This is a genomic window from Thalassotalea nanhaiensis, from assembly GCF_031583575.1.
Taxonomy (GTDB): Bacteria; Pseudomonadota; Gammaproteobacteria; order Enterobacterales; family Alteromonadaceae; genus Thalassotalea_A; species Thalassotalea_A nanhaiensis.
Map to the genome: position 1 here is coordinate 1,263,100 of NZ_CP134146.1, position 23,011 is coordinate 1,286,110.

General features: G+C 37.3%; 20 protein-coding genes and 1 pseudogene. All 21 read left to right on the forward strand.

Translation table 11 applies throughout. The annotated features are described in order from the left end of the window. The first annotated feature begins 196 nt into the window (after window positions 1-196). The 21 genes and pseudogenes from rfaH to RI845_RS05785 all read left to right on the forward strand — a co-directional run bounded on the left by rfaH (window position 197) and on the right by RI845_RS05785 (window position 22,983). Window positions 197-724 (forward strand): transcription/translation regulatory transformer protein RfaH, encoded by a 528-nt coding sequence (gene rfaH, locus RI845_RS05685; RefSeq protein WP_348388782.1) that lies wholly within the window; start codon window positions 197-199, stop codon window positions 722-724. A gap of 284 nt (window positions 725-1,008) precedes the next feature. Then, window positions 1,009-1,440, forward strand: coding sequence for an arsenate reductase/protein-tyrosine-phosphatase family protein (locus RI845_RS05690; protein WP_348388783.1), 432 nt, complete (start codon window positions 1,009-1,011; stop codon window positions 1,438-1,440). Between the two features lie 148 nt (window positions 1,441-1,588). Beyond that, window positions 1,589-2,707, forward strand: coding sequence for a polysaccharide export protein (locus RI845_RS05695; RefSeq protein ID WP_348388784.1), 1,119 nt, complete (start codon window positions 1,589-1,591; stop codon window positions 2,705-2,707). Between the two features lie 20 nt (window positions 2,708-2,727). Further along, the gene (locus RI845_RS05700) at window positions 2,728-4,962 is read left to right on the forward strand and encodes a polysaccharide biosynthesis tyrosine autokinase (RefSeq protein WP_348388785.1); all 2,235 of its coding nucleotides are present in this window, start codon (window positions 2,728-2,730) and stop codon (window positions 4,960-4,962) included. A gap of 261 nt (window positions 4,963-5,223) precedes the next feature. Beyond that, complete coding sequence (gene tviB, locus RI845_RS05705; protein WP_348388786.1) at window positions 5,224-6,504, forward strand: Vi polysaccharide biosynthesis UDP-N-acetylglucosamine C-6 dehydrogenase TviB; 1,281 nt, start codon at window positions 5,224-5,226, stop codon at window positions 6,502-6,504. A 199-nt stretch (window positions 6,505-6,703) separates the two neighbouring features. Then, window positions 6,704-7,735: an NAD-dependent epimerase/dehydratase family protein gene (locus RI845_RS05710; protein WP_348388787.1), complete on the forward strand. Its 1,032-nt coding sequence runs from the start codon at window positions 6,704-6,706 to the stop codon at window positions 7,733-7,735. Between the two features lie 3 nt (window positions 7,736-7,738). Further along, a pseudogene (locus RI845_RS05715) lies at window positions 7,739-7,939 on the forward strand (NAD-dependent epimerase/dehydratase family protein); the annotation flags it as partial. A gap of 265 nt (window positions 7,940-8,204) precedes the next feature. Next, complete coding sequence (locus RI845_RS05720) at window positions 8,205-9,581, forward strand: polysaccharide biosynthesis tyrosine autokinase (RefSeq protein ID WP_348389507.1); 1,377 nt, start codon at window positions 8,205-8,207, stop codon at window positions 9,579-9,581. A 117-nt stretch (window positions 9,582-9,698) separates the two neighbouring features. Further along, window positions 9,699-10,823 (forward strand): acyltransferase family protein, encoded by a 1,125-nt coding sequence (locus RI845_RS05725; protein ID WP_348388788.1) that lies wholly within the window; start codon window positions 9,699-9,701, stop codon window positions 10,821-10,823. Between the two features lie 175 nt (window positions 10,824-10,998). After that, complete coding sequence (gene tviB / locus RI845_RS05730; protein ID WP_348388789.1) at window positions 10,999-12,279, forward strand: Vi polysaccharide biosynthesis UDP-N-acetylglucosamine C-6 dehydrogenase TviB; 1,281 nt, start codon at window positions 10,999-11,001, stop codon at window positions 12,277-12,279. Between the two features lie 127 nt (window positions 12,280-12,406). Next, on the forward strand, window positions 12,407-13,435 hold the full coding sequence (locus tag RI845_RS05735) for an NAD-dependent epimerase/dehydratase family protein (RefSeq protein ID WP_348388790.1): 1,029 nt from the start codon (window positions 12,407-12,409) through the stop codon (window positions 13,433-13,435). 5 nt (window positions 13,436-13,440) lie between these two features. Then, on the forward strand, window positions 13,441-14,730 hold the full coding sequence (locus RI845_RS05740) for an MATE family efflux transporter (RefSeq protein ID WP_348388791.1): 1,290 nt from the start codon (window positions 13,441-13,443) through the stop codon (window positions 14,728-14,730). A 24-nt stretch (window positions 14,731-14,754) separates the two neighbouring features. Then, window positions 14,755-15,357 (forward strand): acyltransferase, encoded by a 603-nt coding sequence (locus tag RI845_RS05745; protein WP_348388792.1) that lies wholly within the window; start codon window positions 14,755-14,757, stop codon window positions 15,355-15,357. A gap of 173 nt (window positions 15,358-15,530) precedes the next feature. Further along, entirely contained in the window at window positions 15,531-16,601 is a 1,071-nt protein-coding gene (locus tag RI845_RS05750) for a glycosyltransferase (protein ID WP_348388793.1), read from the forward strand. 293 nt (window positions 16,602-16,894) lie between these two features. Next, on the forward strand, window positions 16,895-17,536 hold the full coding sequence (locus RI845_RS05755; protein ID WP_348388794.1) for a sulfotransferase family 2 domain-containing protein: 642 nt from the start codon (window positions 16,895-16,897) through the stop codon (window positions 17,534-17,536). Then, window positions 17,526-18,656, forward strand: a complete 1,131-nt coding sequence (locus RI845_RS05760) for a glycosyltransferase family 4 protein (protein ID WP_348388795.1) — start codon at window positions 17,526-17,528, stop codon at window positions 18,654-18,656. The genes RI845_RS05755 and RI845_RS05760 overlap by 11 nt, the downstream gene beginning before the upstream one ends. Next, window positions 18,656-19,828: a hypothetical protein gene (locus RI845_RS05765; RefSeq protein WP_348388796.1), complete on the forward strand. Its 1,173-nt coding sequence runs from the start codon at window positions 18,656-18,658 to the stop codon at window positions 19,826-19,828. Before RI845_RS05760 ends, RI845_RS05765 begins: the two co-directional genes overlap by 1 nt. Continuing rightward, entirely contained in the window at window positions 19,818-20,588 is a 771-nt protein-coding gene (locus RI845_RS05770) for an NAD-dependent epimerase/dehydratase family protein (RefSeq protein ID WP_348388797.1), read from the forward strand. The genes RI845_RS05765 and RI845_RS05770 overlap by 11 nt, the downstream gene beginning before the upstream one ends. A 34-nt stretch (window positions 20,589-20,622) precedes the next feature. Then, window positions 20,623-21,759, forward strand: a complete 1,137-nt coding sequence (locus RI845_RS05775; protein ID WP_348388798.1) for a glycosyltransferase family 4 protein — start codon at window positions 20,623-20,625, stop codon at window positions 21,757-21,759. Continuing rightward, the gene (locus RI845_RS05780; RefSeq protein ID WP_348388799.1) at window positions 21,752-22,357 is read left to right on the forward strand and encodes a sugar transferase; all 606 of its coding nucleotides are present in this window, start codon (window positions 21,752-21,754) and stop codon (window positions 22,355-22,357) included. The genes RI845_RS05775 and RI845_RS05780 overlap by 8 nt, the downstream gene beginning before the upstream one ends. Further along, the gene (locus RI845_RS05785) at window positions 22,357-22,983 is read left to right on the forward strand and encodes an acetyltransferase (protein ID WP_348388800.1); all 627 of its coding nucleotides are present in this window, start codon (window positions 22,357-22,359) and stop codon (window positions 22,981-22,983) included. Before RI845_RS05780 ends, RI845_RS05785 begins: the two co-directional genes overlap by 1 nt. Window positions 22,984-23,011: the final 28 nt, after the last annotated feature.

Genomic DNA, 23,011 nt, shown 5'->3' on the forward strand with positions numbered 1-23,011 from the left:
GATGTAAAAAAACAACGTCCCATTAACGATTTAGCTGAGCGTTGAGCACTGTTTTCTTGAATGTAGTGCGTTTGTTTTTCGAACAAAAAGACACATTTTCTTCATGTTTTGTGGTTTTATTTAACAGTATAAAAAAGGATAATACAAAAGAATAAAAAAGGAGCGTTTGTTTTTATTCGACTCATAAGGAATGAACATGTCAAAAACCGCCAGCCGTCATTGGTACCTGTTAACTAGCAAGCCTAGAGAAGAGCATCGCGCGTTTGATAATTTAACGTCACAAGGCCATGACGTATTTTTACCGAAGATTTCTAAGGTAGTAAAACGACAGGGAGTTAAGTCGGTATCACTTGTCCCATTATTTCCTAATTATTTATTTATTTGCCTTGATACGGTTGATGCAAATTTCAATGCCATTCGTTCCACCCGAGGGGTTGGTGCGTTTGTAAAATTTGGCCTGCATCATGCCACGATACAGTCAAGTCTTATTGACGCGATTAAACGTGATGTGGAAGCGAAAGACGGGCACAACAGCCTGGAGCAGTTGCTTAATTATTCGGCTGGAGAACGTGTTGAAATAAGCGATGGTCCGTTTAAAGGCTTGCAAGCCATTTACAAAACCAAAGATGGTTTAGAGCGCAGCATCTTGTTAATAAACATGCTTGGCCAAGACAATGACGTTGCGATAGAAAATCAATTTTTTGATAAAATTAATTCTCTATAACAACTGATAGATACCTAACCGTCTTCGAAGTGACACGTATTCGAAGTAGCGAAGCTACGTATTCGAAGGTACAAAGTACCGTATCCGAAACGATAGTGTATTCGAAGGTACAAAGTACCGTATTCGAAACAACTGTGTATTGAATTTATGCCTTTTGGAGCCAAACCAATGGGCGGAAGCGTGCCTAAAATGCCTGCGTTATTAATCAACTATCGAAGCGCAGCGTATTCGCAGCAAAGCGTATCCGAAGGTACGAAGTACCGTATTAGAACCTAAAAAGTATTATGTTTAATAAAATTTTAACCGTGTGTATTGGCAATATATGTCGTAGCCCAAGTGCTGAGCGGATCTTAATGGACCTGTTACCAAACAAAGAGATCTCGTCTGCCGGGATTGGCGCACTGGTTGATCATGGTATTGAAAAACACGCGGCAGAGCTGTTGGTTAACGCCGGGTATAATGCGGACGATCATAACGCGCGCCAAGTGAACACCGACATTATTAACGACGCCGACTTAATCTTAGTGATGGAAAAAAAGCATCAACACGTACTGATGCAAAAGTTTCCATCGGCGTCTGGTAAAATAATGCTGCTGGGCAAATGGCATAATGAAGAAGAAATTCCAGATCCGTACAAGAAAAGCCAAGATGTGTTTAATCACACCTTTGTGTTGATCAAGAAAAATGCCCAAGCCTGGGCCGATAAAATTGGCTAACACGTGCAATCTCGACACGACTATGTGTTGCACATAGGCCAATAAGTTCGACAGTTCAGTAAACGGTTATTTGCACTACCGTTAAAAACTTTGCACAATACGCACATAAATCAAGAATAACGACCAAGCTCAACTAAGCTTATAAACTATGAATACATTCAAACATTTAACCAGCTCTCTACTCTTGCTTACCCTAACGGCCTGTACCATCCCTGGTGGTCACATTGAAGGTGTTAGCGTGAACGATCAAGAGGAGCTAAGCGAAGATGAGCAATTTGATATTACCGATCAAGTCAATACCATTTTAATCACGCCAACCGTACTGGGCAGCATCAAAGGCACAGAGCCAACGGCAAGCCAAAATCCGGCCTTAGAAAAACAACTCGCCAATTATTCCTATACCGTCGACATTGGTGATGTATTAAATATTATTGTTTACGATCACCCTGAATTAACTATCCCTGCCGGTCAATTTCGTGATCCAGAGCAAATGGGTAACTTAGTTGATGCTCAGGGTAATATCTTTTTCCCGTTTATTGGCCAATTGCATGTTGCGGGCAACAGTGTCGCCACCATTCGTGAAGCGTTAACGTTAAAGCTGCGCAGATACCTTGAAGATCCCCAAATTGATGTGAAAGTGGCCGCGTATCGCTCTAAGCGTACGTACGTGACGGGCGCAGTCATGCAACCTACGGTTATGCCCATTGGTAATGTACCGGTAACGTTATTGGACGCCATTAATGGCGCAGGCGGCATAAAAGATGATGCGGATTGGCGCAGCGTGATTTTAACCCGAGATTCAAAAGATGAACGCTTGGACTTATATGCGTTGTATCAAAAAGGCGACATGAGCCAAAACCGTTTGCTGAAACACAATGACATCATTCATGTGCCAAGAAACGATGCGACAAAAGTGTTTGTGATGGGGGAGGTGAAACGCGCCGCCACGTTACCTATTCATCGCTCAGGCCTTACGTTAGCGGAAGCGCTGGGTAATGTGGGCGGCTTTAATGAAATGACTGCTGATGCCAGCGGGATCTTTATTTTACGTGCGAGCACCGATGAAAACAAAATCGCCGATGTGTATCAATTAGACGCATCCAATGCGGCGGCCTTAATATTGGCCACGCAATTCCAGTTAAAACCGCTTGATTTGGTCTATGTCACCAGTGCCCCTATTGCTCGTTGGAACAAGGTGATTTCATTACTCTTGCCAACCGTTCGTGGCTTGGATGATTTAAACGACCTTGAACAAGACTTGAATTAAGACTGTAGAACCTAAAAAACATGACTGAACAGATCAAAAAATCGCGATTAAGCGCCAACAACGACGAACAAGCAAGTGATGATATCGATTTTGCTCGATATTTTAACCTGCTCCTTGAGAGCAAGTTTTTGATCGTAACCGTAACCGGCATTTTTGCGCTGGTTGGGATCGTCTTTGCCTTATTACAAACGCCCATTTATAAAGCCGATGCGTTGGTTCAAATTGAACAAAAAGCCTCTGGTGTTCCCGGTCTTGGTGATATGGAAGAGTTATTTGGCGCTGAAAGTAAGGCCATCACTGAAATCGAATTGTTGAAATCGCGTAAAGTACTGGGCGATGCCGTCGATCATTTAAAATTAGACATTGTCGCCACGCCGAAATACCTCGGAAAGCTTGGTCAATATTACGATCGTACGCATAACGCAACTTCATTCAACAACCCACTCATCGCGTCGTTATTTTCAGACTCATATGCCTGGGGCGGCGAAGACATTACGGTTCGTCAATTAAAGGTTGCGGATCGGTATTTAGGCCATTACTTTGAGCTGTTCCTAGAAGCCAATAACCGCTTCTCATTGTATTCGGGTGAGCAAAAACTGCTCAGCGGTAGTACTAATGAAGTGGCCAAGAGTGCAAATAACGACATTCAACTGTTAGTGACCAACCTGGTAGGCGAACCGGGCACGGCGTTTGTGGTGAGTAAATTATATCGTGCAGATGCCATTGCCAATTTGCAACACAGCTTGCAAGTAGCCGAAAAAGGCAAACAGTCAGGGATTTTAACCCTGGCGCTTGAAGGCCCGAACCGACGCAAGGCAGAGCGCACTTTAAACGCCATTGCGGATGCCTTCTTACTGCAAAATGTCAAACGCATGAGCCAGGAAGTTGAAAAGTCGATTGAATTTTTAAACAGTGAACTGCCCAAAATTGACGGCAAACAAATTGCCGCCGAAGAGCAGTTAAACAAATATCGTTTAGACAACGACTCGGTTGATCTGACCTTGGAAACCGAATCCGTGCTTGAGCAGCTGGTTGAAATTGAAACAAAAATTCACGAGTTATCCTTTTTAGAAGTCGATATTGCGCAAAAGTACACCAAAGAACACCCAAGGTACGTATCGCTTTTAGCCAAAAAACGTGATCTGGAAGCCCAAAAAGCACAACTAAACCAAAACGTGAAAGGGTTACCAAAAGCACAGCAGCAAATTTTGCGTATGGCGCGCGACGTGGAAGTGAATCAACAAATCTACTTAGCGCTACTAAACAAAGTACAAGAGCTGAACGTGGTAAAAGCCTCTACTGTCGGCAACATTAATATTGTTGATTACGCCCAAGTGGGTCGTTACCCGATTAAACCGAAGAAATCATTGATCGTAGTGATTATTACCATGCTGGGTGGGTTCTTAGCGGTGGCGTTTGTGATCCTTAAGGCTGCGTTTCATCGTGGCGTGACCAACCCGTCTGAGTTTGAAGACGTTGGCCTTACGGTATATGCCACCATTCCATTATCCGAAGAGCATGTAAAACGCACGCAAAAACAAAAGCTGCGTGAAAAAGTGAAATCCAACACAAAGAAAAGGCAAGCCACCGAGCTGCTTGCTGAGGTCAATTCAAGTGATATGGCCATAGAAGCCATTCGCAGCTTAAGAACAAGTTTACACTTTGCCATGCTGGAAGCAAAAAACAATGTGGTGATGATCTCTGGCGCAAGCCCTGAGGTGGGTAAATCCTTCGTATCATCCAACCTTGCCGCGGTCATTGCGCAAGCGGGTCAAAAAGTCTTGCTGGTCGATGGTGATATGCGCAAAGGCTATCTGCAAAAAGTATTCAATACACAATGGGACAATGGGTTATCCGATCACTTAATTGGTGACATCACCTTCGAGCAAACCGTTAAAGACACCAGCACTGACAATTTGCACATAGTCACACGAGGGCAGGTACCACCAAACCCTAGTGAGCTGTTAATGAGTGAGCATTTTACGAATTTCATCAACAAAGCATCCGCTGACTATGATTTAGTGATCATCGATACGCCGCCAATTTTAGCGGTGACCGATGCCGCGATTATCGGTAACCAAGCCGGCACCACATTAATGCTGGCCCGATACGACATGAGCCCGTTAAAAGAAATTATCACCGCGGCGAATCGATTCGATTTAAACGGCGTCGAGATCAAAGGCCTCATATTTAACGCCGTTGAAAAACGCAACAGCGATTACGGCTATTACAACTACGGGTACGACTACAAGTAGCGCAGACGGGTAAAGGCCTAATAGGTCAACCTTGTGGCAAATACTCACACATTATCCATTAGAAACACCGTCATCCCGGAGGAGCACTAGCGACATCCGTGACCTCCTGCAGTTATACTGTGGCTCGGAAAGAAATTAAAAACTGGCTAAATCAAACAAAAAACTGACAAAGGCCTCAAAAAAACACTGACCAGACAACATGAATTTATTTATTTTTCTGGTAAAACAAACTATCTTAATTAATCACAGTAGGAAAGCATTATGAGTTTTTCATTAGAAAATTCAAACATCGCAGTGCTTGGCCAAGGCTATGTTGGCCTGCCATTAGCGGTAGAATTCGGAAAAAAATTTAAAACATTAGGTTTTGATATCAACCAAGCAAGAATTGCTGAACTCCAATCAGGTACAGATTCAACACTCGAGGTGAGCGCTGAAGAATTGGCCGAATCTACGCATATTTCCTATTCTGCCAATGTAGATGATTTAAAAGCCTGCAATATTTATATTGTTACCGTACCTACGCCAATTGATGAACATAAAAAACCCGATTTAACCCCACTTATTAAAGCAAGTCAAATGCTAGGTAAAGTGGTTAGTGCCGGTGATATTATCATTTATGAATCTACCGTATACCCAGGTGCAACCGAAGAAGTTTGTTTACCAGAAGTTGAAAAAGTTTCTGGTTTAACCTTCAACAAAGATTTCTTTGCTGGTTATTCACCTGAGCGTATTAATCCTGGGGATAAAGAACACCGTGTTATCAACATTAAAAAGGTCACATCAGGATCAAACGATGAAATTGCCACGTTTGTAGATGACTTATATAAAAGCATCATCATTGCCGGCACCCACAAAGCATCAAGCATTAAAGTGGCAGAGGCGGCAAAGGTCATCGAAAATACCCAACGTGATGTTAACATTGCCTTAATCAATGAACTTGCCATCATCTTTAATAAATTAAACATTGATACATTAGAAGTTCTAGAAGCAGCTGGTACGAAATGGAACTTCTTACCGTTCCGTCCTGGTCTTGTTGGTGGACATTGTATCGGAGTTGATCCGTACTACTTAACTCACAAAGCTGAATCTGCGGGTTATCATCCTGAAATGATCTTAGCGGGTCGTCGCTTAAACGATAACATGGGTAGCTATGTTGTTTCTCAGCTTGTTAAAAGCATGCTTAAAAAAGGCATTCAAGTGAAAGATGCCAATGTTTTAGTTATGGGCTTAACCTTTAAAGAGAATTGTCCTGATTTACGAAACACCAAAGTTGTTGATATCGTGTCGGAACTAAAAGATTACAACATGAATGTTGATATCTTAGATCCTTGGTGTTCATCAACGGAAGCCGAACACGAATATGGTTTATCTACGATCAAAGATGCTGAGAGCGAAAAATATGATGCCGTAATTTTAGCGGTCGCTCATAATGAATTTAAAGTTATGGGCGCAGAAGCTATTAAAGCATTAGGTAAATCAGATAGCGTCATTTACGATTTGAAGTACGTACTTCCAAAAGAGTCTGTAGACATAAGACTTTAATAATAAGCTTACAATCGTACCACTTTACAACGTCATTCCCGCGCAGGCGGGAATCTATATTAAACGAATATATTTAACCTTAGTTTCGCAAACAGCTGCCTTGATGTGAAGTTAGAGCGTAGCAGTTTACTAGAACCATACTAAAATATTCACCTACAGCAGTCGTTTTCGCGAAGACGGGAATCCATAGTAAAAAATTATGACTAAATACGAACAAATAAAAAAAGACCTACTAGTTAATCCTAAAACTTGGCTTGTAACAGGTGTTGCCGGTTTCATTGGCTCAAATCTTTTAGAACATCTATTAAAACTAAATCAAACTGTTATAGGCCTAGACAATTTCGCTACAGGTCATCAACATAACCTTGATGAAGTAGAAGGTGAAGTAACTGCTGAGCAATGGGCTCGCTTCACTTTTTATGAAGGTGATATCCGAAGCCTTGATGCTTGTAAACAAACTGTATCAGGTGCTGATTATGTCCTTCATCAAGCAGCACTTGGTTCTGTGCCGCGCTCTATTAACGATCCTGCTACCACTAATGATGTAAATATTTCAGGTTTCTTAAATATGCTTATCGCTGCCCGTGATGAGAAAGTTGAAAGCTTTACCTACGCAGCATCTAGTTCTACCTATGGTGATCATCCTGCACTTCCAAAAGTAGAAGAAAACATCGGCAACCCGTTATCACCTTATGCTGTAACAAAGTACGTTAATGAGTTATACGCGGATGTATTTGCAAAAACCTATGATTTTAACACCGTTGGTTTACGTTACTTTAATGTTTTTGGTAAGCGTCAGGATCCAAACGGTGCATATGCGGCTGTTATACCAAAATGGACTGCTGCAATGATCGAAGGCGAAGAAGTGTTTGTTAACGGAGATGGTGAAACGAGTCGAGATTTTTGTTTTATTGAAAACGTTGTGCAAATGAATATTCTAGCGTCTATTGCAGATAAAGAAGCTAAAAATAATGTATTTAATGTAGCTGTCGGCGATAGAACAACCCTGAATACATTGTATGATAGTATCCAAAATGCTCTCAACAGCAATTGTATTGTTTGCGATTCAAAACCTACTTACAGAGATTTTAGAGCAGGAGATGTGAGACATTCTCAAGCTGACATAACAAAAGCTAAAACATTACTTGGGTTTGAGCCACAGTTTAGAATTCAAGAAGGAATTGATAAAGCAATGCCTTGGTACATTAAGTTTCTAAATGAGAAATCATAAATCATGATAATATTAGTAACAGGTGGCGCAGGCTTTATCGGCTCAGCTGTCATTCGGCATATCATTCAAAGCACTGCAGACTCAGTTATCAATGTCGATAAGTTAACGTACGCAGGCAATTTAGAGTCTTTAGCCGAGGTGCCAGACAGCCCTCGTTACGTATTTTCTCAAACAGATATTTGTGACGCAAAAACTGCTCAGCGGTAGTACTAATGAAGTGGCCAAGACCTCAAATAACGACATTCAGCTGTTAGTGACCAACTTGGTCGGCGAACCGGGCACGGCGTTTGTGGTGAGCAAATTATATCGTGCTGACGCCATTGCCAATTTGCAACAAAGCTTGCAAGTGGCCGAAAAAGGCAAACAGTCGGGCATTTTAACCCTGGCGCTTGAAGGCCCGAACCGACGCAAGGCAGAGCGCACTTTGAACGCCATTGCGGATGCCTTCTTGCTGCAAAATGTCAAACGCATGAGCCAGGAAGTGGAAAAGTCGATTGAATTTTTAAACAGCGAATTGCCCAAAATTGACGGTAAACAAATTGCCGCGGAAGAGCAGTTAAACAAATATCGTTTAGACAACGACTCGGTTGATCTGACCTTAGAAACCGAATCCGTGCTTGAGCAGCTGGTTGAAATTGATACAAAAATTCACGAATTGTCCTTTTTAGAAGTCGACATTGCGCAAAAGTACACCAAAGAACACCCAAGGTACGTATCGCTCTTAGCCAAAAAACGTGATCTGGAAGCCCAAAAAGCTCAATTAAACCAAAACGTGAAAGGGTTACCGAAAGCACAACAGCAAATTTTGCGTATGGCGCGCGACGTGGAAGTGAATCAACAAATCTATTTAGCCCTACTGAATAAAGTGCAAGAGCTGAACGTGGTGAAGGCCTCTACTGTCGGCAACATCAACATTGTCGATTATGCCCAAGTTGGCCGATACCCAATTAAACCCAAGAAATCATTGATCGTGGTTATCATTACCATGCTAGGCGGCTTCTTAGCGGTGGCGTTTGTGATCCTTAAGGCAGCGTTTCATCGTGGCGTGACCAACCCGTCTGAGTTTGAAGACGTTGGCCTCACGGTATATGCCACCATTCCATTATCAGAAGAGCATGTAAAGCGCACGCAAAAACAAAAGCTGCGTGAAAAAGTGAAATCCAACACAAAGAAAAGGCAAGCCACCGAGCTGCTTGCTGAGGTCAATTCAAGTGATATGGCCATTGAAGCCATTCGCAGCTTAAGAACAAGCTTACACTTTGCGATGTTGGAAGCGAAAAACAATGTGGTGATGATCTCTGGCGCGAGCCCTGAGGTGGGTAAATCCTTCGTATCATCAAACCTTGCCGCTGTCATTGCGCAAGCGGGTCAAAAAGTCTTGCTGGTCGATGGTGATATGCGCAAAGGCTATCTGCAAAAAGTATTCAATACACAATGGGACAATGGGTTATCCGATCACTTAATTGGTGACATAACCTTCGAGCAAACCGTTAAAGACACCAGCACTGACAATTTGCACATAGTCACACGCGGGCAGGTACCACCAAATCCTAGCGAGCTGTTAATGAGTGAGCACTTTACGAATTTCATCAACAAAGCATCCGCTGATTATGACTTAGTGATCATCGATACGCCGCCAATTTTAGCGGTCACCGATACCGCGATTATCGGTAACCAAGCCGGCACCACATTAATGCTGGCCCGATACGACATGAGCCCGTTAAAAGAGATCATTACCGCGGCAAATCGATTCGATTTAAACGGCGTTGAGATCAAAGGCCTCATATTTAACGCCGTTGAAAAACGCAACAGCGATTACGGCTATTACAATTACGACTATAAGTAGGGCTGCAGGGTAAGGCCCAATAGGCCAACCTGCTGGGATATCGTATTGAAAGTCCCTAAACACGCAGCTTTAAATAATACCGATAAAGCACCTTAATCAACATTACCAAAAGATAATATGAAAAGATTAGAACTGTTAGATTACGGAAGATTTTTCGCAGCTATTATGGTTGTTGTATTTCACTATACACTTAGTGGGATAACGAATGGAAAAATTTTTTCAATAAGTCAAACCCCTATGTTAATTGAAATAACTAAATACGGTTATCTTGGTGTAGAATTATTTTTTATGATTAGCGGTTACGTTATTTTTTTTTCCGCTAAAGATAGAACTGCATCAGAATTTGCGATAGGTCGTGTCATAAGACTTTATCCCTCCTATTGGTTTGCTGTACTGTTCACGTCAGCTTTCGCAGCTTTTTGGGGAGGAAACATAATGTCAGTGTCACCTGTTCAAATTCTTGTTAACTTCTCAATGGTACAATCCTTATTTGGGGTGGCTCATATTGACGGAGTTTACTGGACATTAATCTACGAATTAATATTTTACTTTGCTGTATTTTTATTGTTACTCCTTGGTCTTCAAAGATATTTAAGGGTGATTTTCATTTGTTGGCCTATTTTATTTTGTATAGCGTATGTGTTTGATATAGGTTCTTTACCTTATGTAGGTAATTATTTTTATTATTTTTCTGCTGGAACTATTTTTGCTTTACTAGCTGATAGATTTAGTTGGCGAGCTTGCTTGAGCCTAATCATCGTGTTTGTATTTTGCATAGTATTTTCGACAGGAAAAGTTGATTCACTGTCTGCATCCAAGGGAGTACAATATTCTTCGTTCACCATTGCTTTAATTGTTAGTTCGTTTTTCATGTTTTTTGTTTATCAAAACAGCCAAAAAGGAAAGTCACTGAAACTTCCAATGTCTAAGCTAGCAGGTGCATTAACATATCCGATATATTTAATACATGCGCATTTTGGTTTCATGTTTCTTAATAAATTTGCGACAAATAACAATAAAATACTCATGTACATATTAACTTTTTTAATTGTACTTTTAGTTTCAGCTTTTATGCATTTAGTAATTGAAAGGCGCCTTTACCAAGTATGGAAGTATTTGTTTGTAACATTAATTGGTAAGCCCATTCAGGCTGTTCAAAATATTTTATTGAAACTTAAAAACACTACTAATAATTTATGTCTTGTTTTTGGTGCTGCTGTAAAGGATTTTTTGACTCCGTAATGTACTTTTGTGAAGAATTTTAACTGGCTAAATAAAAGCAAAACTGACAAAGATATCAAAAGTACGGCTTAATTGCGGCAAAGGCTGTTTAAGTCGCACCCAAAATAATTAACTTAAATTAAACCTGAATCAATATCATCGATTCGAATCCAAAGAGAATAAACAGGGACATCTTATGAATTTGTCATTAGATAATATCAAAATTGCAGTAATCGGCCAAGGCTATGTTGGCCTGCCATTAGCAGTTGAATTTGGTAAAAAAATGCCAACACTTGGTTTTGATATAAACCAAGAACGTATTGCCGAGTTAAATTCTGGCAATGATTCAACTCTGGAAGTCAGCCCTGAAGAATTAGCTGAATCAAAGCACATTTCTTATTCTGCCAATGTAGATGATTTAAAAGGCTGTAATGTGTACATCATTACAGTACCTACACCGATTGATGTTCATAAGAATCCAGACCTTACACCGCTGCTCAAAGCAAGTGAGATGCTAGGTAAGGTTGTATCACAAGGTGACGTGCTTATCTATGAATCAACAGTTTATCCGGGGGCGACCGAAGAGGACTGTATTCCTGTTGTTGAACGTGTATCAGGTTTAACATTCAATAAGGAATTCTTCGCTGGTTATTCGCCAGAGCGAATTAATCCTGGAGATAAAGAACACCGTGTAACGAATATAAAAAAAGTTACTTCTGGTTCGACGCCTGAAATCGCGACGTTTGTTGATGACTTATACAACACGGTTATTACTGTTGGTACGCATAAAGCAGCAAGCATTAAAATTGCAGAAGCGGCAAAGGTTATAGAAAATACGCAACGCGATGTAAACATTGCTTTAATTAATGAGTTAGCACTTATATTTAACAAGCTTGGCATTGATACACTAGAAGTATTAGAAGCAGCTGGCACAAAGTGGAATTTCTTGCCATTCCGTCCAGGTCTTGTAGGCGGACATTGTATCGGCGTTGATCCTTATTACTTAACCCATAAAGCGCAAAGTATTGGTTACAATCCTGAAATGATCCTAGCTGGTCGTCGCTTGAACGATAACATGGGCGAGTACGTTGTTTCTCAACTGGTAAAAAACATGGTTAAGAAAGGCATCAAAATTAAAGATGCGAATGTATTAGTCATGGGTTTAACCTTTAAAGAAAACTGCCCTGATTTACGTAACACTAAGGTAGTTGATATTGTTTCTGAGTTACACGAATACAACATGATTGTTGACATTCTAGAGCCTTGGTGCTCATCGAAAGAAGCAATGCATGAATATGGTTTATCCACAATTAAGGAGGCTGAAAGCGATAAATATGACGCAGTAATCTTAGCCGTTGCTCATAACGAGTTTAAAGTCATGGGCTCAGAAAAAATTCGTGCGTTAGGTAGAACAGATAGCATAATATACGACTTAAAATATGTGCTAACTAAAGAAGCTGTAGACATAAGGTTATAGTACTTACTTTCGATATCCTGAACTTGTTTCAGGGCCTCTTTGAATTTATACAAATATCAGGAGAAATAGCGGAGAATAGCAGTGAGTAACTTTAGTTTCTCGTTCATCGTTCCCGTTCCTTCCACTCATGACAAAATACGAACAAATTAAAAAAGACCTATTAGGCAGCCCTAAAACTTGGCTAATTACAGGCGTAGCCGGATTCATCGGTTCGAACCTTTTAGAATACCTTCTAAAATTAAATCAAAAAGTAGTGGGTCTTGACAACTTCGCTACAGGCCATCAGCACAACCTTGATGAAGTGCAAGGAGAAGTAAGTGCAGACCAGTGGGCAATGTTTACCTTTATAGAAGGTGATATTAGAAATTTAGATGCATGTAAAAAAGCAGTGTCTGAAGTTGATTATGTTTTACACCAAGCAGCATTAGGCTCTGTGCCTCGTTCTATTAATGATCCTCTTACATCAAATGATGTAAACATATCTGGTTTCTTAAATATGTTAGTTGCCGCAAGAGAGCAAGGAGTTTCTAGCTTTACTTATGCAGCCTCTAGTTCAACTTATGGTGACCATCCTGCTTTGCCAAAGGTTGAAGAAAACATCGGTAATCCATTATCTCCTTATGCCGTAACTAAATACGTCAATGAACTATATGCAGATGTTTTTGCGCGAACTTATGGTTTCAACACCATAGGCCTTCGTTACTTTAATGTATTTGGTAAACGACAAGACCCTAATGGCGCATACGCGGCTGTAATACCAAAGTGGACTGCGGCGTTGATTTCTAAGGAAGAGGTCTTTGTTAATGGTGATGGTGAAACCAGTCGAGATTTTTGTTTTATCGAAAATGTCATTCAGATGAATATTCTTGCTGCAACTGCAACTGCAAATGAAGAATCAAAAAATAGTGTGTTCAATGTTGCGATAGGCGATAGAACAACATTAAATACACTATATGAAAGTATTCAAAATTCGTTAAATGCAAATGACGTAAAATGCAAATCAAAACCTATTTATAGAGAATTTAGAGCCGGTGATGTTAGGCATTCACAAGCTGATATTTCAAAAGCACAAAGTATCCTTAACTATGAGCCTGAATATAGAATTCAGCAAGGTATAGACAAAGCTATGCCTTGGTATATTCGGTACTTGAAGTAATTTTTATGCTTTGGATAATAAAGGACAAACAGTTTAAGTCACTACTAACAGGAGGAGGGAAATCCTTCTTAATTAAAGGTGGTGGAAGTGTTTTAGGAATAATAGTACTTTCGATCCTTACTAATGAACTGGGAAGCATCCAAAGTGGGTATTACTTTACTGTATTCTCTTTATTTACGGTAGGATTGACTATTGGAACCATGGGGTTGACCAATACGGTTCTTAAGTTGGTATCAGTAAATTACTCGAAAAGTGACTATTCTGTTGCTAATAAGGCGGTTTATAAAAGTATTATTCTGAGCAGTATATTATGTACTAGTTTGTCAATATCTATATTTATAGGTTCCTCGTTAATTTCAATTGTCATATTTGAAGATATAGTTTACCAAAATATTTTAATTTTATTCTCAATTGCATTGCCTTTCTGGGCTGTATCACAAATAATTGGATATGCAATCCAAGGTTTAAATAGAGTTTCTTTATCTTTTGCTTTGACTGGCCCTGCTTTAAATTTAATATTATTATTGCTTTTTTTTTATGATAACCCCAAGTCAGCAGAGATGGCCTCAAGTTATTTCATCATTTCCAACGTTATAGTTTGCTGTTTGTCCATCTACTACTGGGCTAAATTAAGAAAAGTTGGGGGCCAAGGAAGAGTATCTTATAAAAAAATCATATCCTCAAGTATGCCTATCGCTATTAGCAAAGTATTCTTTCAAATATCTAATAATGCAGCGATACTTTATTTAGCTTTTTGGTTTACCCCGTCAGACGTTGCGTTCTTTGCTGTATGCACTCGAGTTGCAGGAATAATAGGGTTAGTTATCGATGCCATGAATAGGTTCATATCACCTCAAATAGCTGTAATGTTTGCAAAGGGGAAGGTAGAAGAGCTAGAGTCTTTGGTATCTAAAACAATCTCTATATTAATTTTAATCACTCTCCCCATTTTTATCATAACCCTAATTATTCCAAACTATATTCTGTCTATATTTGGAAATGACTTTGAAGGAGCCGCTGCTGTTTTAATCGTTGTTATTTTAGGGCAAGTTTTAAATTCATTTTTCGGTCCTGTCGCGAATATTTTGGTAATGACAGGGAACGAAAAATATTATAGAAATGCAAATATGATTTCGTCAACGTTAGCTATTCTAATAGGGATACTATTAGTTTCAAATTTAGGGAGTATAGGAGCTGCAATAATGTATTCTTCTACTCTATTTATTACAAATTATTATTGTTGGTATTGTGTTAGAGAAAAAGTTGGCTTGAAATTCTCTTTAATGAAGTTCTGAATATATAAAAATAGGAGATTTAGAATGAATAATATGATTACTTTTTTTCGTTATTGTAAAAAATGTAAAAACCTTTTTAGAACTATTTTTTATAATTGGCTGTTTAAGTCCAGGATGAAAGAGGTTAGTCACAATGTGGACTTTCAAATATATGGAGATATAAGGCTAGGAAAGAATGTTCGTTTCGATGCAAATAGTACAATTGTAGTAGAAAAAGGGGGGAGTTTGGATGTTGGTGATAATGCATATATCGGTGCAAATGTGATGATAAGGTGTTATCACGGTAAAGTAAGTATTGGAAATAATGTTAGTATCAATGCGTTTAGCTTTTTAAATGGCGCTGGCGGCCTGTTCATAGGTGCAAATACTCGAATTGGGTCACATACATCAATAATATCCAGCAACCATATTTTTTCGGATAGGAATAAATTAATTAAGGACCAAGGTACTAGCAAAATTGGGATAACTATAGGCGAAAATAATTGGATTGGGACTAATGTTACTCTATTAGATGGTACTATAACTCCTGATAGCACAGTTATTGGAGCTTCTTCATTAGTAACTAAACCATTAGAGTCTAATGGGGTTTTTGTAGGTAGTCCAGTTAAGAAAATTAAAGAAGTATGAGGAAGCGGTATTTAAAAATATCAGGTAAATGTGCTTGCTTTGCCTCATCATAAAGAATTATTAAAATAAGTTACAAGTTAATCAGAGTCGAGTAATAGATGAGAAAACTCAACGTGCTAACTTTTATAGAGAAAGTTTTTATTTGATACTAATGAAATTAGAAAAGAGATAATATGTCAAAAGTTTTAGTGGTTACGTCGAGTTTGGGAGGTGGTGGGGCTGAAAGAGTTGCTGTTGATGTCTCTAATGGTTTTTTTGACTGTGGGGACTTTGTATCGTTATATGCATTAAAGGATACCGGCGCATATAAAACAGAGTTGAATAGACATATCAAAGTTTTAACAGGGACAAGTGACAGAGCATCAGCCAATCTATTGGAATTGATTAAAGTGATAAGGAAAACTCAGCCTGAAATTGTTTTTTGTTCGCAAAATTACCTATGTTTTATTGTTTTTATAGCCGTAAAACTATCTTTTAAAACACGCGTACAAGTCGTTGTGCGAGAAGGGAGTACTCCATCTAAAAATATTCCTAGAAATCTTAAAGGCCTGTTGTTGAAATATGCAACTAAAATTGCATATTCGTATTCAAACTTAACGGTTGCAACTTGTGAATATGTTAAAAAGGATATGGAAGAATATTTAAAAATAGACTCTAAAAAAATTTCTGTAATTAATAATCCGATAGATATAAATGAAATAACTCTGCGCTCTAAAGAAAGTGTTGACAATATTTTGTTTAGCAACGACTACCCTATAGTTTCGGCTGTTGGAAGGTTGCACAAAGTAAAGGATTTTGGATTTCTAATAAAAATGATTAATTTTTTAAAATCTCAGAATAAATTCATAAATTTGTTGATTATAGGGGAAGGAGAGGAGAGAGGGGCTTTGGAGGCGTTAATAAACGAATATAAACTAGAAGAATTAGTAAAACTTATGGGATTTGTAAGTAACCCGTTTCCATATATAAAAAATTCAAACCTTTTAGTGTTATCGTCCCACTTTGAAGGTTACCCTAATGTTGTAAATCAAGCTTTAGCCTTAAATACATCTGTCGTTGCAATAGACGTTCCTGGAGCGATTAAAGAAATGCTACCAAGTAAATGTATTGCAAAGAACAGAGAGATTAAAGAGTTCTCTTCTTTGGTTCTTAAAAATTTAAATGCTAAGCCTGAAGTTAATCAGTTGACTTTTCTGTCAAGTAAGGAATTTGCCATGGAAGTTAAAAGAAAATTAAATCACTAATCAATTACCTACCAAATATTCTACTTAAAGTAAATGCTGCTTTGTCAATGGTGAGCTTTAATTTAGATTGTGATATAGGGTGGTAACTTGAGTAAGTCATAAATTATTAAAGTTAACCAGTGTTTCCTATATTAATTATGCCTGCAAGGGATGAATAATTATTGTAGGTATAAAGCGTTAATAATTATGGATTTAACTTTTAAGAATTTACTTTAAATGACAAAGCTCACAAGTGGCATTTAGCTAATTGAATGCCTTAAACTGAAATAAATTACAGGACTAAATAGTAAAAGATGAATAACTTTATTCATAACCTCAAATTTAAAATTAATATTTATCGACGATACAGATATTGGAATAAAGCAAATTGTATATTTATTCATGTACCTAAAGCAGCAGGCACAAGTATTAATTTAGCTTTATATGGTAAAACTCTAGACCATTATAGTGCTTTAGAAATTAAAGATAAGTTTCCTACACTATTTTCAAATTGTTATAAGTTTTCTTTTGTGAGGAACCCTTGGGCGAGAGCTCTATCTGCGTACAAATTTGCCAAAGTTGAAAAGACGGAATCAATGGGGATCAGATCTCCTGAACAATATAGGATAACTGAATTTGATTCTTTTGAATCTTTTGTCAAAACTTGGTTGAAATATAAGGACCCTCTGGAAATCGACTTTGTTTTTCAACCTCAATTTAGATTTTTATATGACGACGCTGGTGACTTATTGGTTGATTTTATTGGAAAGGTTGAAAATTTAGATTCTGATATGGAAGTTGTTCAGAGAAAGCTAGGTATGGAAATAGAGGTTTCCCATTCCAACAAAACTGAAAGCATGAGCAATTATAGAGACGCATACGTAGATGATGAAATGATCGAGATTATAAGAACTAAATATAAAAAAGATATAGAGCTATTTAACTATGAGTTTTGAAAAAAATATACGTGTTTTACATATTTTATCTTCACCTTCTGCTGGAGGCGCTGAGGTTTATGTAAAAGACCTCATATCAAATCTAAAGGTGAAGGGGCAAAATGTTGCTTTGCTATTTATATCAACCTCTGAAGAAGTTAATCGAAGCCCTGAATACCAAAAAAGTTTCATAGAATATTTAGGTAATGAAGATATACCATTTTACTTTTTAAAAAGTGGAGGTCGCCGAAACCTAATTATTGGAGCTAAATCTTTCAAAAGAGCTATACAATATTTTAAACCCGACATTATACACTCCCATTTATTATCAGGGGTGATATATTCTTTTCTTTATGCTCGAAAAATCCCTCTCGTTTATACTCATCACAATACTGTGATTGACACAAATGAGGTTTTGTTTCGCATGTTGATGAATGCATGCAAGGGATTTATAGGTATTTCTGAAGTTTGTACTAATTACTTAAAGTCATACTTGCCCAAAGAAAAACCATTGAAAACAATATATAACTCTGTTGATCAAAATAGGCTCATATTAAAGGACTATAAAAAGCAAAAAAATGATTTTGATGTAGTTGAAGTTCTTGCGGTCGGGCGACTACAGGAACAAAAAAATTACCCCTTATTACTTGACGCTATCAATATTGTTAATGAAAAAACTAAGTATAGATTCAAGGTTTCGATTGCTGGTGAAGGTTACCCAGAGATAAAACAGTTAATTAAAAACAAAATAAAAGAATTCAACTTGAGTGAGGTTGTCTATTTATTAGGAAATAGAACCGACATTCCTAAATTAATGCATGATTCTGATATTTTTATTATGTCTTCGGCTTGGGAAGGGTTACCTATAGCATTAATTGAAGCACAGATCACAGGCTTACCTGCGATTGTGACAGATGTGGGAGGATGTAAAGAAGTTATAGAAAGAACGAAAGGTGGACAAGTTGTCGAGCCTGATAAGCCAGACGCATTAGCTAGTGCTTTAATTCAATTAATTGAGGACAAAAAAACTAGGGAGTCGCAAGGAGAGTCATCCCAAAGTAACATCGAAGTATTCGATATAAATTACTCTGCTCAAGAGCATTTAGAGTTCTATCACTTTATTTTATCGTCAAATAATTAATGTCTGTCGTTGATTCTATATCCCAGTTATTCGTTGCCTTAGTAACATTTATTGGTGGAGGAGGCTTGGCTGTCTTTTTTGCTAGAAAAACCAAAGTGTCTACGAAAATGGGGCTTTTATTATATGTATGGCATACCTTATTTTGTCTGGTGTTTTTAATATATACATTAAAAAGTCCCGCAGATTCTATTGCTTATTTTAGTGCCGCGGTTAACGGAAACTGTTCTTTTGAATTTGGGACAAATTCAGTATCCTCAATTACTTGTATATTAGTGGTACTGAATTTTTCTTATTTAGCATGTTTTCTTTTTTTTAATATTTTGGGTAGCATAGGACTGCTGTTTTTTTATAGCTCCCTAAAGCAAGTAAATATTTCAAATAATAAATTTATCACTCGATTATCTATTATTATCATCTTTTTGCCTTCGATTAGTTTTTGGTCTGCTGCAATAGGCAAAGATGCGATGTCATTTTTATCAGTAAGTCTAGCTCTTTGGTCTGCGTTAGATTTAAAGCGCCGAAAGGTAACTATGGGGGGAGCTATTTTTTTCATGCTTCTTGTTAGGCCGCATGTTGCCGCAGTAATGGTGCTAGCTATAGCATTTTCGACTTTAATTGATAGAAGTTTAGGCCAAAAAGTAAGGATAGGTATGTTTATTATTTCATTAATTTCATCCGTCGTCGTATTACCTTTTGCTCTAAAGTATGCAGGACTCGGAGATGATGTAACTGCAAATTCACTTCAAAGTTATATCGAAAAGCGACAGAGTTATAACTTATCCGGAGGAGGTGCTGTAGATATTCAAAATATGTCTTTGCCAGGAAAAGTATTTACTTATATGTTTCGTCCATTACCATATGAAGCTCATAGTATTACTTCTTTAATTTCATCTATTGATAATGTGATTCTATTACTTTTCTTTATTTACGGTGCGTTTAAGTGTGTTGCAACAAGAAAAATAAAATATGAAAGCTTGTTGAAATATAATTTAGCATTTATTGGTGTTTATGCATTGGTCGTACTATTAATGCTCTCTTTGACGACGGCTAACTTAGGAATTGCAATGAGACAGAAATGGATGTTTATGCCTATGTTTCTATTTTTAATCTTCTATTTTATATCGCAAAGCGAAAAAATATTAAATAAAAGGAAAGCTTTCCGTGGAATTTAAAAAGATATTGATAGTTGGTAATCAAGGAACATTTTTCAAAGATACAATTAGTGCACTTGGCAAACATAGTGAATTTTCAATAAACGCATATGATGCTTCTGATTTAATTAATAATGAAGAAATATTAAAAGAATTTAATGGTGCGGAAACAATGCTTTATATTTCAGGTGAAACACGGCACTTGAATAAAATGAATCAACTTAATATTGAGCTACCTTCAATGCTATTGGATTTATGTGAACAACATGGATGCAACTTTCTCTATTTGAGTTCTCTCGCAGTATTTGGTTGGGTTGTGAATGATATTTGCAATTTAAATTCTTCTAGGAATTTTATTTGTGAGTATGGTCGAACTAAAAATGCTTTTGATACAATTGTAAAAAGTAAAAGTTGTGAGAATACTATTCAAGTTGGCGGTGTTTACCCTGCTTCGATTTATTCAAACAATGGTAGAAGTGCTATTGATAAATTTGAACGATTATTTAATAAAATACCATTGTTAAAATGTTTTAAATTTCAAGGGAATATATCGTATATTGAAAGAAAAATTTTAATTGAAAAACTAATTTATAAAATAAAACACTCAGATTATTCAGATGAGATTTTATCTAATCATAAAACTCTTAGCGACTTTTCAAATCGAAGGGCTATCCCTGTACCTAAATTACCACAGTTTATTTTCGATTTTTCAAAAAAACTTTTAGGAGCTAAAAAAGCGCTTTTGTTAAAACTTATCTTTAGAGGGGTTATATATAAGTGATTTGGCTAATTAATTTACATAAGGTTACGAATCAATGATAAAAGTAGGACTTATTGCTTCATCACCAGCTACATTTAAAGCGTTTATTTTACCATTTATTAATGCTCTTGAAAAAGAGTATCAAGTTCATGTTATTGCAAATTTTAATGCGCAAGAAATGAATGAATTGTTTTCTAAGAATATTATTATGCATCCGTTGGAGTTGGAGAGAAATCCTAATCCGATTAAAGATTTGATTGTTTTGTTTAAACTTAATAAAATTTTAAGAGATAATAAAATAAATATTGTGCATACTTTTACTCCTAAAGCTGGTTTGATTGGGCAACTAGCTAGTTATTTTTCAGGCGCAAAATTTCGGTTTCATACATTTACTGGCCAAGTTTGGGCGACTCAAAAAGGATGGAAAAGAGAAGTACTTAAATTATTTGATAAGTTAATAGCAAATCTCGCAACTTATACCTTGGTTGATAGCCCTTCTCAAAAAGACTTTTTATTAAAGAATAAAATCATTAAAGAACACAAGAGTAAAGTATTAGGCGAAGGCTCAATATCAGGAGTAAATTTAACTAAATTTCAGCATTCAGTTGAAGAACGATACGCGTTAAGAGAAAAGTTAGGTTTATCATGTGAGCAGTTTGTTTTCTTATTTGCTGGTCGATTAAAGAAAGAAAAAGGTGTTCCGGAACTTTTAGCTGCTTTTAAAAAACTTATACAGAAATATGAGGCTACCTTAGTTATAGTTGGAGTGGATGAAGAGAACCTTTTACCTGCGTTAAATGATACTCCAAATGTAATTTTTTGCGGATTTTCAAGTAATATAAATCATTATTTTTCTATGGCTGATTTACTATGCCTACCTAGTCACCGTGAAGGTTTTGGCAATGTTGTTATTGAAGCTGCTGCATGTGGATTACCAACTTTAGCCTCTAATATTTATGGATTATCTGATGCTATTGAGGATGGGTATTCAGGTGTATTGCATCAAGTCAAAAATGTACAATCAATTTACAGTAATATGGTTAAATTAATTACAGATAGGGAAAGACTTCATTCATTTAGTATAAATGGACTAAAGAGGGTTGAATCTAAGTTTTCAGAACCAATTATTGTGAAAGAATTTGTGGATTTTTATAGCAGTGAAATAAGAGATAATAGGCGAACTAATGTTTAAGCGTCCACTCGATATTATTGTTTCATTTTTTGCTTTAGTTCTATTGTCCCCAGTTATTTTATTAGTTGCCTGGAAAATAAGTAAGAATTTGGGTAAACCAGTTCTATTTCGTCAAAAGCGTCCAGGTTTTAATGGTGATATTTTTGAAATGACTAAGTTTCGCTCAATGCGAGATGCTGTTGATGAGTCTGGAAATGAATTACCAGACTCTGAGCGCTTAACGCCATTTGGTGAAAAGCTTCGAGCTTCTAGCTTGGATGAGTTACCGGGGCTTTGGAATGTACTTAAGGGCGATATGAGTTTGGTTGGTCCTCGCCCATTACTTGTAGAGTATTTACCTTTGTATAGTTCAGAACAAGCTCGTCGTCATGAAGTACGACCTGGTATTACTGGTTGGGCACAGGTTAATGGTCGTAATGCGTTATCATGGGAAGATAAATTTAAATTAGATGTTTGGTATGTAGATAATCAAAGTTTATGGTTAGATATTAAAATATTATTTTTAACTATTAAAAAGGTATTCGTTAAAGAAGGTATTTCTGCTGATGGTGAAGTAACCATGAGTAGGTTTACCGGTAACAATAATCAAAGTGAATAATGAATAATAGTAAGAAACAAATTGCATTAATTGGTGGTGGTGGGCACGGTAAAGTATGCGCAAGCATAGCTGAAGAACTTGGCTATACAGTCGTGTTTTTTGATGATGCGTTTCCTGAGGTTGGTACTTGTGGTAAATGGCCTATTATTGGTACTAAAAAAGATTTAATTGCTCGGATTGAACAATTTGATTTTTCTTTTGTTGCAATAGGTAATTGTGAAATACGTGAACGAATTCAAAATGAATTAGTCGCTGCAGGTTTTAATATTGCTAATTTGATCTCAACTACTGCCTCTGTTCATTCATCGATTAAGTTAGGCAAAGGCATATTAATTGTTGGTAATGCGTGTATCAATATCGGCTCATCTATTGGTGATGGGGCAATAATCAATACCAATGCCGCTGTCGATCATGATTGCCAAATATCGGCTTTTGCTCATATTTGCCCTAACGTCGCACTTGCTGGTGAAGTGTTTGTAGGCGAACTAACTTGGGTAGGTATTGGTAGCTCGGTAATTCAACAATTAAAGCTAGGGGCTGGTTCAATGATTGGCGCAGGTAGCGCGGTTATTAATGATGTTCCTGTAAATACTAAAGTAGCAGGTTGCCCTGCTAAACCTATTTAAAAATATGCAAGAGCAATTTATATTGTTC

Coding starts and splice junctions, on each gene's coding strand:
- RI845_RS05735 (WP_348388790.1), top strand. CDS start 12,407: ATGACAAAATACGAACAAATTAAAAAAGACCTATTAGGCAGCCCTAAA.
- RI845_RS05720 (WP_348389507.1), top strand. CDS start 8,205: ATGAGCCAGGAAGTGGAAAAGTCGATTGAATTTTTAAACAGCGAATTG.
- RI845_RS05760 (WP_348388795.1), top strand. CDS start 17,526: ATGAGTTTTGAAAAAAATATACGTGTTTTACATATTTTATCTTCACCT.
- RI845_RS05700 (WP_348388785.1), top strand. CDS start 2,728: ATGACTGAACAGATCAAAAAATCGCGATTAAGCGCCAACAACGACGAA.
- RI845_RS05750 (WP_348388793.1), top strand. CDS start 15,531: ATGTCAAAAGTTTTAGTGGTTACGTCGAGTTTGGGAGGTGGTGGGGCT.
- tviB (WP_348388786.1), top strand. CDS start 5,224: ATGAGTTTTTCATTAGAAAATTCAAACATCGCAGTGCTTGGCCAAGGC.
- rfaH (WP_348388782.1), top strand. CDS start 197: ATGTCAAAAACCGCCAGCCGTCATTGGTACCTGTTAACTAGCAAGCCT.
- tviB (WP_348388789.1), top strand. CDS start 10,999: ATGAATTTGTCATTAGATAATATCAAAATTGCAGTAATCGGCCAAGGC.
- RI845_RS05755 (WP_348388794.1), top strand. CDS start 16,895: ATGAATAACTTTATTCATAACCTCAAATTTAAAATTAATATTTATCGA.
- RI845_RS05780 (WP_348388799.1), top strand. CDS start 21,752: ATGTTTAAGCGTCCACTCGATATTATTGTTTCATTTTTTGCTTTAGTT.
- RI845_RS05695 (WP_348388784.1), top strand. CDS start 1,589: ATGAATACATTCAAACATTTAACCAGCTCTCTACTCTTGCTTACCCTA.
- RI845_RS05775 (WP_348388798.1), top strand. CDS start 20,623: ATGATAAAAGTAGGACTTATTGCTTCATCACCAGCTACATTTAAAGCG.
- RI845_RS05745 (WP_348388792.1), top strand. CDS start 14,755: ATGAATAATATGATTACTTTTTTTCGTTATTGTAAAAAATGTAAAAAC.
- RI845_RS05690 (WP_348388783.1), top strand. CDS start 1,009: ATGTTTAATAAAATTTTAACCGTGTGTATTGGCAATATATGTCGTAGC.
- RI845_RS05765 (WP_348388796.1), top strand. CDS start 18,656: ATGTCTGTCGTTGATTCTATATCCCAGTTATTCGTTGCCTTAGTAACA.
- RI845_RS05785 (WP_348388800.1), top strand. CDS start 22,357: ATGAATAATAGTAAGAAACAAATTGCATTAATTGGTGGTGGTGGGCAC.
- RI845_RS05725 (WP_348388788.1), top strand. CDS start 9,699: ATGAAAAGATTAGAACTGTTAGATTACGGAAGATTTTTCGCAGCTATT.
- RI845_RS05710 (WP_348388787.1), top strand. CDS start 6,704: ATGACTAAATACGAACAAATAAAAAAAGACCTACTAGTTAATCCTAAA.
- RI845_RS05740 (WP_348388791.1), top strand. CDS start 13,441: ATGCTTTGGATAATAAAGGACAAACAGTTTAAGTCACTACTAACAGGA.